Annotated in this window: 7 protein-coding genes; 2 read left to right on the plus strand and 5 right to left on the minus strand. The window is 72.9% G+C overall.

The window, feature by feature from the left end:
- Window positions 1-12: 12 nt before the first annotated feature.
- On the plus strand, window positions 13-336 hold the full coding sequence (locus tag ACWD3C_RS26740) for a hypothetical protein (protein WP_451148136.1): 324 nt from the start codon (window positions 13-15) through the stop codon (window positions 334-336).
- A gap of 272 nt (window positions 337-608) precedes the next feature.
- Window positions 609-1,277 carry a class I SAM-dependent methyltransferase gene (locus tag ACWD3C_RS26745; protein ID WP_451148138.1) on the plus strand — a complete coding sequence of 223 codons (669 nt, stop codon included), beginning with the start codon at window positions 609-611 and terminating at the stop codon, window positions 1,275-1,277.
- Between the two features lie 88 nt (window positions 1,278-1,365).
- On the opposite strand, the gene ACWD3C_RS26750 is transcribed toward ACWD3C_RS26745, so the two are convergent.
- From ACWD3C_RS26750 to ACWD3C_RS26770, 5 genes are read right to left on the minus strand one after another with little or no spacing between them, the layout of a single operon-like run.
- Window positions 1,366-2,520, minus strand: coding sequence for an HAD-IIIC family phosphatase (locus ACWD3C_RS26750; protein WP_451148140.1), 1,155 nt, complete (start codon window positions 2,518-2,520; stop codon window positions 1,366-1,368).
- A complete protein-coding gene (locus ACWD3C_RS26755) occupies window positions 2,517-3,632 on the minus strand; it encodes an acyl-CoA dehydrogenase family protein (RefSeq protein ID WP_451148142.1) in 1,116 nt (371 codons plus the stop codon). The genes ACWD3C_RS26750 and ACWD3C_RS26755 overlap by 4 nt, the downstream gene beginning before the upstream one ends.
- Window positions 3,625-3,894: an acyl carrier protein gene (locus ACWD3C_RS26760; RefSeq protein ID WP_451148144.1), complete on the minus strand. Its 270-nt coding sequence runs from the start codon at window positions 3,892-3,894 to the stop codon at window positions 3,625-3,627. The genes ACWD3C_RS26755 and ACWD3C_RS26760 overlap by 8 nt, the downstream gene beginning before the upstream one ends.
- 5 nt (window positions 3,895-3,899) lie before the next feature.
- Complete coding sequence (locus ACWD3C_RS26765; protein WP_451148146.1) at window positions 3,900-4,772, minus strand: 3-hydroxyacyl-CoA dehydrogenase family protein; 873 nt, start codon at window positions 4,770-4,772, stop codon at window positions 3,900-3,902.
- Between the two features lie 55 nt (window positions 4,773-4,827).
- The gene (locus ACWD3C_RS26770) at window positions 4,828-11,184 is read right to left on the minus strand and encodes a type I polyketide synthase (RefSeq protein ID WP_451148148.1); all 6,357 of its coding nucleotides are present in this window, start codon (window positions 11,182-11,184) and stop codon (window positions 4,828-4,830) included.
- Window positions 11,185-11,208 lie beyond the last annotated feature (24 nt).

Here is an 11,208-nt window from a genome sequence, read left to right on the forward strand (position 1 = left end):
GGAGGGGGCGTCATGCCCGGAGCTGACATCGGAGAACTGCTCGGCACCGTCGACCGGCTGGCCCGCTGCGTCGACTCACTGCGATCTTCCAGGCTCGGCGAGCCGACCGCGTTCCTCAGACTGGTCGACGACGTGGAGCGGCTGCGCGTCAGTGTCTCCGCGATCATGGGTGAACTCGTCGGCGGCACGCCGACACACCCGCCGACGGGCGAACGGTCCGCCGTGGAGGTGTCCGACGCTCCCTACGACGCCGGCCTGTGGCACGGCGCCGACGACGAGGGCGTGGGCGGCCACCGCCCTCAGATTTCCCCCCGCCTCGGGCCCGCCGGGACCTGAGCACGCGCAGGGCCGAGCGGGCCGCGCGCGAGCCCGGTCCAAGCGTGCCCGCGCGCGGGCACGCCCCCTGACTTCTCGTCCGGCGCTGCCCTGCTCCCGCACGAACCCCCGGGTGACTCAAGCTCCGGGGCGACCGCACCGGCACGCCCCGCCGCCAGGGCTTCCCAGCGCTTGGCCGCACCGCCTCCCAAGGGCGCCGACTCGCAGCCGACCGGCCGCGAAGAGCATCGGCTCCGACGCACACCGACTCCCACCGGGACGGAGACTCACCCATGGCTGAGCAGATCGGCATGACCCCGCAGCTTCTCAAGTACGTGAGGGACAGCTCGCTCCGCGAGGACGACATTCTGCGCGAGTTGCGCGAGGTGACCGCCGGGCTGCCCGCCGGCACCGCCATGCAGGCGCCGGCCGAGGAGGGGCAGCTGCTCGCGTTGCTGGTCCGCCTCACCGGGGCGGCCGCGGTTCTGGAGATCGGCACCTTCACCGGCTACAGCACGCTGTGCATGGCCCGTGCCCTGCCTGTCGGCGGAAGGCTGGTGACCTGCGACATCACCGACCGGTGGCCGGCGATCGGCGCGGAGTACTGGAAGCGGGCCGGTGTGGACTCCGTGATCGACCTGCGGGTGGGTGACGCGGCGGAGACCCTGGAGGGGCTGCTCGCCGACGAGGGCCCGGGCATCTTCGACCTGGTGTTCGTAGACGCAGACAAGGCGAACTACCCACGGTACTACGAGCTGTCCCTGGAACTGCTCAGGCCCGGCGGCCTGATCGTGGTGGACAACACGCTCTTCTTCGGCCGGGTCGTCGACCCGGAGTTCACGGACGCCGACACGATCGGCGTCCGTGAACTCAACGCCCGGCTGCGCGGGGACGAGCGGGTGGAGCTGAGCATGCTCACCATGGCCGACGGCATCACGCTCGCACGGCGCAAGGAACTCTGACGGCACAAGGACGTCTGACCCCGCCGCGCGCTTCGGCGCGGCGGGGTCAGACGCGCGCTCCCGCGCGGCGAGGTCCCGTGTGGCGGGGTCACGCCCCGGCCACCACCGAGGTACCGGCGGCGGGCCGCACGGCCAGGTCGGGCGCAATCAGCCGGATCGTCGTGGAGGGGGGCTGAGGTGCCGCGGCAAGGTGCAGCCGCTCGACCTCTCCCCCCTCGCCGTCTTCTCCTCCCCCGGTCTCCGCATCTGTCGTCGGTACGGCGTCCCGGCAGGCGCAGGGCTGCTCGTCGAATCCCGCGAACCGGTAGGCGACTTCCATCATGCGGTTGCGGTCCGTCCTGCGGAAGTCGGCCACCAGATGGACCCCGGCCGCGGCGGCCTCGTCGACCAGCCAGCCCAGGATGACCGATCCGGCTCCGAAGGACACCACTCGGCAGGACGTGGCGAGCAGCTTCAGGTGCCATACGGCCGGATGTTTCTCCAACAGCATCACGCCGACGGCTCCGTGCGGTCCGAACCTGTCGGTGAGGCTGGTGACCAGGACCTCGTGGCCGGGATCGGCCAGCAGGTCGCGCAGCGTCCGGTCCGAGTAGTGCACCCCGGTGGCGTTCATCTGGCTGGTGCGCAGGGTGAGTTCCTCGACCCGGGTGATCTCCTCCTCGGTGGCCCGCCCGATGCGCATCACCAGGTCGAGGGAGCGCAGGAACTCCTCGTCCGGGCCCTCGAAGGCGGACCGTTCGGTCTCCCTCCGGAAACCGGCCTGGTACATCTCCCGCCGGCGCCGGGAGTCCACCGTGCTGACCGCGGGACTGAACTCGGGCAGGCCGGTGAGGGCGAGCGCCTCCTCGGCCGGGTAGCAGCGTACGTCCGGGAGGTGGTAGGCCACCTCGGCCCGCTCGGCGGGCTGGTCGTCGATGAAGGCGATGGTCCGGTGGGCGAAGTTCAGGCCGTCGGCGATCCGCCTGACTGCCTCGGACTTGGGGCCCCAGCCGATCTCGGGCCGTACGAAGTACTCGGCGATGCCCAGCTCTTCCAGGCGTGCCCAGGCCAGGTCGTGGTCGTTGCGGCTGCAGAGGGACTGCAGGATGCCGCGCGAGTCGAGTTCGATGATCGCCGCACGTATTCCGTCGGACAGCCGTACCTCTGCGTCTTCCAGGAGCGTGCCCTGCCAGAGGGTGTTGTCGAGATCCCAGACCAGGCACTTCACCATGGCCGGCACGTCGGCACCGGTCTTGTCGCTCATGACGGCTCCACAGTTGTCAACGCGTGTTGGGCGAGCATCAGTTCGCACATCTCGTTGCTGCCTTCGATGATTTCCATCAGTTTGGCGTCCCGGTAGGCACGGGCCACCGGATGGCCGTCCTGGGCTCCCGCCGACGCCATGACCTGTACGGCCGCGGCGGCGCCGCGGGCCGCGTGGCCGGCGCTGACGTGTTTGGCGAGGATGGTGGAGATCACCATGTCCGGGGACCCGTTGTCCCAGCAGTGGCTGGCGTGTTCACATGCGCGGGCGGCGACCTGTTCCGCGACGAACAGGTCGGCCAGGTGCTTGGCGACGAGCTGATGGCGGGCCAGCGGCTGCCCGAACTGCGTCCGGGACGAGGCGTGTTGCGTGGTCGCGGCCAGACAGGCGCGCAGGATCCCGACGCACCCCCAGGCGACCGACATCCGCCCGTAGGCCAGGGCGGTGGTCACCAGCAGCGGCAGGGACAGGCCCTCGCCCCCCAGCACGCTGTCGGCCGGGAGGCGTGCGGAGTCGAGGCGGACCTCGGCGTGTCCGGCGGCACGGCAGCCCAGTGGATCGGCGACCCGTCGCACGTGGACACCGGGTGCCTGGGCGGGCACCACCACTGCGGCGCCGCCGTCCCCCAGCCGTCCGAAGACGACGAGCAGATCGGCGTAGTGAGCGGCCGTCATCCAGACTTTGTGGCCGTCAACCACGATGCTGTCGCCGTCGACGGTGATCCGGGTGTCGATGCCGGACAGGTCGCTGCCGGCCTGGGTCTCGCTGAAGCCGACGGCGGCCAGCTCGCCCGAGGTAAGGCGGGGCAGCAGGTCGCGGCGCTGCGCCTCGGTGCCCAGTCGTTCGATGGTCCAGGCGGCCATGCCCTGGGAGGTCATGACGCTGCGCAGCGAACTACACAGGCTGCCGACGTGGGCGGTGAACTCGCCGCCGATGCGGCTGTCCCAGCCCAGGCCGCCGTACTCGGTGGGCACGCCGGTGCACAGCTGCCCGGCGGCGCCGAGCTTTCTCAGCAGTTCGGCGGGGAGCAGGCCCGACCGGTCCCAGTCACCGGCCCGGTCACCGACCAGGCCGGTGACCGAGGCCGTCGCCTCGGCGAGGCGGTCACTCACCGCCGTCCCCGGCGGCCGCTCGCAGACGGCGGACCAGGGCCGCCATGCCGGTGACGGTACGGAAGTTGTCCAGCCGCAGGTCGGCGCCCCGGATCGCGATGCCGTACGACTTCTCCAGATGGACGACGAGTTCCATGGCGAACAGGGAGGAGAGCCCGCCAGACGCGAAGAGGTCCGTGTCCTCCTCCCATACGGTCTTGGTGCGTACATGAAGGAAGTCCAGGAGTTCCTTCTCCACGGTCGCCTCGGATGGCATGGTCATGACCTTCACCCCTCGTATACGTAGAAACCACGGCCGGACTTCCGGCCGATGTCGCCTGCCCGGACCTTCCCCAGAAGCAGGTCGCAGGGACGGCAACTGCCGTCCCCAGTGCGCTCGTACAGCACGTTCAGCGAGTCGACGAGGTTGTCGATGCCGATCAAGTCCGCGGTGCGCAACGGACCCGTGGCGTGCCCCAGGCAGCCCTGCATGAGGGCGTCGACGTCCTCGGCGGTCGCCGTGCCCTCCTCCACCACCCGGGCCGCGTCGTTGATCATCGGGTGGAGGACCCGGCTGGTCACGAAGCCGGGGGCGTCGCGCACCACGACGGCCTGGCGGCGGAGGGTGGTCAGCAGGGCCCGTACGGCGTCCATGGCCGCTTCGCCGGTGCGGGCACCGCGAATGACCTCGACCGTGCGGATGAGATAGGACGGATTCATGAAATGCGTGCCGACGAGTTCCGCCGGACGCACGGCCGCCGAGGCCAGTTCGTCAATGGGAATGGACGACGTGTTGGACACCAGGAGAGTACCAGGTGAAACGGCGGCGGAAACCTCCGCGATCACTTTCTCCTTCAGCTCCGCGATTTCCGTGACGGCCTCGATGACGGCAGTGGAACCGGCCGCGTCGGACACCGAATCGCTGATGACGAGTTCCCCGGCGGGAAGGTCGTCCGGCAGCGCGCCCATCAGCAGCGCCAGCCGCAGTTCGTGTGCGATCCGGGCGTCCGCCGCTTCGCGTTTGGCCTGGTCGACGTCGACGAGCGTGACCGGCACACCGTGCCCGACCGCCAGCGCGGTGATGCCGACGCCCATGACGCCGGCCCCCAGGACGGTGATGCGAGGCGCTTTCGCCGCGCCACCGTAATTGTTTTCCGACATTTCACTCCACTTCATTTCTCACGGGTTCCCGAGATTCTTCACGGTTTCCCGAAGCTCATTCCGCAATGGCCGACTCAAGCCATCCAGTGACGGCTTCGACGGTCGTTTGCAAGTGCTGTTCCATCATTGACCAGTGATTCCCGGGAACGTCCAGGACGGAATGCGCGGACTGCCATGAGGCCCGCCAGTCGATGTCACTGTCCGGTGTCGGCTCCGCCAGCGGTTGCGAGGCGCGGACCAGCAGGACGGGAGCCTTGACGGGGGGCGGCACCCAGTCGTCGAGGAGCTGGAAGTACCGGCCCATCGCGGTCAGCCGGGTGCCGTCCATGGGGGCCGCCCGGTCCTCGCGCTCGAACATGCCGCTGACCAGTACGTCGTCGAACTGGGTCATCGCGTCGTCCCCGGACAGATAGGTGTCCAGCAGCACCACCGCGGCCGGGCCGGCCCCGAGTGCTTCCAGGCGGGCGGCCGCGGCGTGGGCCAGGGTGCCGCCCGACGAGGACCCGAGCAGCACCTTCGGACGGTCGCCCAGGCGCCGCAGGAGGACCTCGGTCTGGAAGTCCAGCAGGGCGGACATGTCGGCGGGCAGCGGCTCGTCGGGAGCGAAACCCGGCGCGTCCAGCGCGCTGACCCCGTACCGGCCCTCGAAGGCGGACGCGAAGCGGCTGTACTGATGCGCTCCCCCCAGCGCCACCACGGAGGCGAAGCAGACCAGTTCCGGCGCGTCGTCGCGGACGTGCAGCCGCAGGAGTTCCGGCCGTCGTTCGGTCGAGCGCAGCAGGCCGGCGCCGGACCGGAAGTCGGGGCGGAGCCTCGCGGCCTGCTGGAGGATCTGGATGCCGTCGTGGATCCGGCCCACCTCGCAGGCCTGCCGGAACAGGGCGCTGACGGGGTCGTGTTGCGGTTCGCCGGCCGGCTGCCCGGCTCCGGGAACGGCACTCCGGGCCAGTTCCGCCCGCAGGTGCTCGGCCAGCCGGGACGGGGTTCCGCAGTCGAGTACGGCGGTGGGGCGCAGCCGCAGGTCGAGAGCCGCCGCGAGGCGGTTGCGCAGTTCGACGGCGGTCAGCGAGTCGAAGCCGGTCTCCAGGAAGGCGTCGCGCGGGGACAGCGCGTCCGAGTCGGTGTGGCCGAGCACCTCGGCCGCCTGCGTCCGCACCAGCCGCAGCAGGATCTCGCTCTGCTCGGTCTCCGAGGCGGCGGCCAGCCGTGGCCGCAGCGACGCGTCGCGGTCCGGGCCGCGGCGGCGGGCCGCGGGTGTCCGGATCAGCGAGCGCAGCAGGTGCGGCACCGGGCCGCCGCGCTGGGCTTGCAGGTCCAGGCCCACGGGTACGAGTACGGGGTCGTCCCCCGCCAGTGCCGCGTCGAACAGGGACAGGCCCTCCTCGGTGGGCAGGGCGCGCACCCCGCCACGCGCCATCCGCCGCAGGTCCGTGTCGGTGAGGGCGGCGGTGAGGGCGGTGCGCTGCTCCCACAGGCCCCAGGCCAGGGACGTGCCGGGCAGCCCCGCCCGGCGGCGGGCGGCGGCCAGGGCGTCGGTGAAGGCGTTGGCGGCCGCGTAGGCGGCCTGGCCGGGGCTGCCGAAGACACCGGCGGAGGAGGAGAACAGGACGAACGCCGTCAGGTCGTGGTCCCGGGTCAGCTCGTGCAGGTTCCAGGCGCCGTCGGCCTTGGGGCGCAGCACGGCCGCCAGGCGCTGCGGGGTGAGCGCCTCCAGCAGCCCGTCGTCCAGCACGCCGGCCGTGTGCACCACGGCGCGCAGCGGGCGCTCCGGGGGGATCGCCGCGAGCACCCCGGCCAGCGCCTCCCGGTCGGCCACGTCGCAGGCCACGACGGTGACCTCGGCTCCCGCCGCGCTCAGTTCGTCCGCGAGATCGGCGATGCCGTCGGTGGCGGCGCCCCGGCGGCCGAGCAGCAGCAGGTGCCGTACTCCATGGGTGGTGACCAGGTGCCGGGCCATCAGTCCGCCCAGGGTGCCTCCGCCGCCGGTGACCAGGACGGTGCCCGCAGGGTCGAACGGGGCGCCCAGGTCGGCCGGGTCCGGGGCGGCGGGCGGGCGGACCAGGCGAGGTGCGTACAAGGTGCCGTCGCGCAGGGCCAGTTGGGGTTCGCCGTCGGCCAGGGCGGTGGTGAGGGCGGCCTCGACACCGTCGCCGCCGTCGGTGTCCAGCAGTACGAATCGGCCGGGGTGCTCCAGCTGGGCCGTGCGCAGCAGACCCCAGACGGCGGCGCCCGCGAGGTCCGCGGGGGTGCCGTCGAGGTCGACCGCGCCACGGGTGAGCAGCACGAGGGGCGTATCGGCGAACCGGGGCTCCGCGAGCCAGCGTTGGAGCAGGTCCAGTGCCGCGCCCACGGCGGCGCGGGCCGCCTCGGGGCCCGGGCCGCCGGCGGGCGGGCAGGAGGCCAGCACCGCGTCGGAGGTTCCGGGCAGGTCGGCGAGGTCCGGGCAACGTTCGGCCAGGAAGCCCGTCGGCAGCAAGTCGTCGTGGGAGGTTCCGAGCACGCTCCAGGTTCCGGCGGACGGCTCGGCGGAGGGCAGCGGCGTCCAGTCGAGGCGGAACAGCGACCGCTCGGGTGCGGCGGGGGCGCCCGCCGCCGACCGCAGGGTCAGTGCGCCGACCGTCACGACCGGGCGCCCGGTGCGGTCGCTGACCCGCACCGATACGGCGTCGCCGCCCTGCGGGGCGGGCCCCAGCACCACCCGCAGGACCGGGTCGGCCGCCGGGGCGACCATCACGTCGTGCCACGAGAACGGCAAAGGCACGCCCCCCGTACGGCCCCCGCCGTCCGCTCCGGAGGCGCCGCCCCAGGTGTCGTCGGGACGCAGAGCGACCGTCTGCAGCGCGGCGTCGAGCAGGGCCGGGTGGACCGCGAAGCCGCTCTCTCGTGTCCCCGGCGCCGACTCGGGCAGGACCACCTCGGCGTGGATCTCCTCGCCGATCCGCCAGGCGGCGCGCAGGCCTTGGAAGAGCGGGCCGTAGTGGACGCCGGCCGCCTCGAAGTCCGCGTACAGGCTGTCGACGTCGAGCCGTTCGGCGCCGTCGCCGGGCGGCCACCGCCCGGGGTCACCGGGTGCCGGTACGGGGGCCTCGGCGAGGGTGCCCGCCGCATGGCGTACCCACGGTTCGGCGGACTCGGGGTCGTCGGGGCGGGAGTGCAGCGCGACCGCTCGGCGCCCGCCGGGGTCCGGCGGGTCCACGGTCAGCCGGAGCTGCCGCGCGCCGCCGGCGGAGAGCACCAGCGGCGCGGCCAGGGTGAGTTCCTCCATCACCGCGCAGCCGACGTGAGCGGCGGCGTGGGCGGCCATCTCCACGTAGGCGACGCCGGGCAGCAGTACCGTGCCGGAGACCGCGTGGTCGGCCAGCCAAGGATGGGTGCGCAGCGAGAGCCGCCCGGTGAAGAGCACGCCGTCGCCGTCCGGCAGGTCGACGGCGGCGGCAAGGAGCGGATGGCCGGTGTCCGCCTGGCCGGCCGACTCGGGGTCCCCGGCGTGCGCGGGTACGTCGAGCCAGTAGTGCGTGCGCTGGAAGGCGTACGTCGGCAGGTCGGTGCGGCGCGCCCCGGTGCCGTCGAACGCCCGCCGCCAGTCGACGCCCACTCCGTTCGCGTGCGCCTCGCCCAGCGCCAGCAGCATCCGGTTCAGGCCGCCCTCGTCGCGCCGCAGGGTGCCCAGCACCACGGTGTCGTCGGCACCGGCATCGGCGGCGGTGTCGCCGACACCGTAGGTGAGCAGCGGGTGCGGGCTCACCTCGATGAAGGTACGGTGCCCGGCGTCGAGGAGCAGGCGTACGGCGTCGTGGAAGCGGACGGTCTGCCGGAGGTTTCGGTACCAGTAGTCGTGGGTGAGGTCGCCGGCACCGATCCAGTCGGCGTCCACCGTGGACACCAGGGGCACGGCGGGGGCGCCGGGGGCAAGACCGGACAGGTCCTCGCGCAGCCGGTCCCGTACGGTGCTCACGTCGTCGGAGTGCGAGGCGTAGTCCACCGGGATGCGCCAGGCCATGACGCCCTCGGCGGCGAGTTCGTCAACGAGGGCCCCGACCTCGTCGCCAGGTCCGGCGACGACCAGCACACGCGGGCCGTTGACGGCGGCGACCGTCACCTTGCCCGAGTGGCGTTCCAGGTACGGGGCGAGTTCGGCGGGCGAGAGCACCACGGTGGCCATGCCGCCGCCACCGGCCAGCCCGGCCAGCGCCCGGCTGCGCAGCGACACCACCCGGGCCGCGTCCTCCAGGCTCAGAGCGCCCGCGACGCAGGCGGCGGCGACCTCACCCTGGCTGTGGCCGATGACGGCCGCGGGCTCGACGCCGTACGACCGCCAAAGCGCCGCCAGCGAGACCGTCACGGAGAACAGGACGGGCTGGAGCACATCCACCCGGTCCAGCGTCGGCGCGCCCGGCGCGCCGCGCAGCACCGCGCTCGCCGGCCAGTCGGTGTAAGGCGCGAGTGCGCGTTCGCAGTCCGCCACGCGTGCGGCGAACTCGGGTGATTCGTCGAGCAGTTGCGCGGCCATGCCGGGCCACTGGGAGCCCAGTCCGGGGAAGACGAAGACGGCCTTGCGTCCCGGCTGCGCGCGAGCGGTGACGACCGCCGGGTCGGGCCGTCCGGCGGCCAGAGCGGCCAGGCCGGACAGCAGGGCGAGGCGGTCGTCGCCGACGACGACGGCGCGGTCGGCGAACCTGGACCTGCCGGTGGCCAGCGAGAAACCGACGTCCAGGGGGCGCACCTGCGGGGCGTCGGCCAGATGGGCGTGCAGCGCGGCGGCCTGGCCGCGCAGCGCCGCCTCGCCCTTGGCGGAGAGCAGCCAGGCGACGGGGCTGGAGGGCGCGTCCACGGCCGGTGCCTGGGCTTCGGTCGTTTCCGCGGCCTTGGCCGGAGCGTGGCCTTCGGCCGGTGTCCCGTCCAAGGCCGGAACCTGGCGTTCGGCCGATGTCGCACCGTCGGCGGGTGTCCCGCCGACGACTGATGCCGCGCCGTCGGCCCGTGCTCCGGGTTCCGCCGGTGGCTGGGGTGCCGCCGGTGCCTCTGTTTCGGCGGGCGGGGCTTCCAGGACGGCGTGGGCGTTGGTGCCGCTGGCGCCGAAGGAGGAGACGCCGGCGCGGCGCGGGTGACCGTTGTCCGGCCAGAGGGTGGCGTCGGTGAGCAGGGCGATGTTGCCCTCGCTCCAGTCCACCTGTGGAGTGGGACGGTCGATGTGCAGGGTGCGGGGCAGCACGCCGTGGCGCATTGCGAGCACCATCTTCATGACGCCGCCGACCCCGGCGGCGGCCTGGGTGTGGGTGAGGTTGGACTTGAGCGAGCCGACCAGCAGTGGCCGGTCCGCCGGGCGGTCCTGGCCGTAGGTGGCCAGCAGCGCCTGGGCCTCGATGGGGTCGCCGAGTCTGGTGCCGGTGCCGTGCGCCTCCACCGCGTCGACCTCGGCGGGTGACAGGCCGGCAGCTGCCAAGGCCTGCTGGATCACCCGTTGCTGGGAGGGGCCGTTGGGCGCGGTCATGCCGTTGCTGGCGCCGTCTTGGTTGACCGCCGAGCCCCGGACCAGGGCCAGCACCTGGTGGCCGTTGCGGCGGGCGTCCGACAGCCGCTCCAAGAGCAGGACGCCAACCCCTTCGCCGAACCCGGCGCCGTCGGCGGCCGCGGCGAACGACTTGCTGCGGCCGTCGGGCGCCAGGCCGCGCTGGCGGCTGAACCCGACGTACAGGCTCGGGGTGGACATCACCGTGACGCCACCCGCCAGGGCGAGGGTGATCTCGCCCGCCCGCAGCGCCTGGCAGGCCAGGTGGAGGGCGACCAGCGACGACGAGCACGCGGTGTCGATCGTGACGGCCGGCCCCTCCAGGCCGAGGGTGTAGGCGATGCGGCCGGTGACCACACTGGGCACGGTGCCGGTGCCGATGAACGCCTCGACGTCCTCCGGCATCCGGGTCAGCCGTGCGCCGTACTCGTTGTACATGACACCCGCGTAGACGCCGGTGCGGCTGCCCCGCAGGGACAGCGGGTCGATGCCGCCGCGTTCGACGGCCTCCCAGCAGGTCTCGAGGAGCAGTCGCTGCTGGGGGTCCATGGCCAGCGCCTCGCGGGGCGAGATCCCGAAGAAGCCGGCGTCGAAGCCGCAGGCGTCGTGCAGAAAGCCGCCCTCCCGGGTGTTGGAGGTGCCCGGGGCGTCGGGGTCGGGGTCGTACAGTTCGGCGACGTCCCAGCCCCGGTCGGCGGGGAACTCGCTGACGGCGTCGCGTTCCTCGGCCAGCAGCCGCCACAGGTCCTCCGGGGTGCGGACCCCGCCGGGGTAGCGGCAGCTCATCGCGACGATGGCGACCGGTTCCCGGGACTCGTCGCGCAGCCGCACGTTCTCCCCGCGCAGCCGCTCGTTCTCCAGCAGGGAGGCGCGCAGCGCCTCGACCACCTTGTCCGTGGACATTCCTCTCCTCACATCCTGTTCCGG

Source organism: Streptomyces sp. NPDC002845 (assembly GCF_053591955.1).

Coding starts and splice junctions, on each gene's coding strand:
- ACWD3C_RS26740 (WP_451148136.1), top strand. CDS start 13: ATGCCCGGAGCTGACATCGGAGAACTGCTCGGCACCGTCGACCGGCTG.
- ACWD3C_RS26745 (WP_451148138.1), top strand. CDS start 609: ATGGCTGAGCAGATCGGCATGACCCCGCAGCTTCTCAAGTACGTGAGG.
- ACWD3C_RS26750 (WP_451148140.1), bottom strand. CDS start 2,520: ATGAGCGACAAGACCGGTGCCGACGTGCCGGCCATGGTGAAGTGCCTG.
- ACWD3C_RS26760 (WP_451148144.1), bottom strand. CDS start 3,894: ATGACCATGCCATCCGAGGCGACCGTGGAGAAGGAACTCCTGGACTTC.
- ACWD3C_RS26765 (WP_451148146.1), bottom strand. CDS start 4,772: ATGTCGGAAAACAATTACGGTGGCGCGGCGAAAGCGCCTCGCATCACC.
- ACWD3C_RS26770 (WP_451148148.1), bottom strand. CDS start 11,184: ATGTCCACGGACAAGGTGGTCGAGGCGCTGCGCGCCTCCCTGCTGGAG.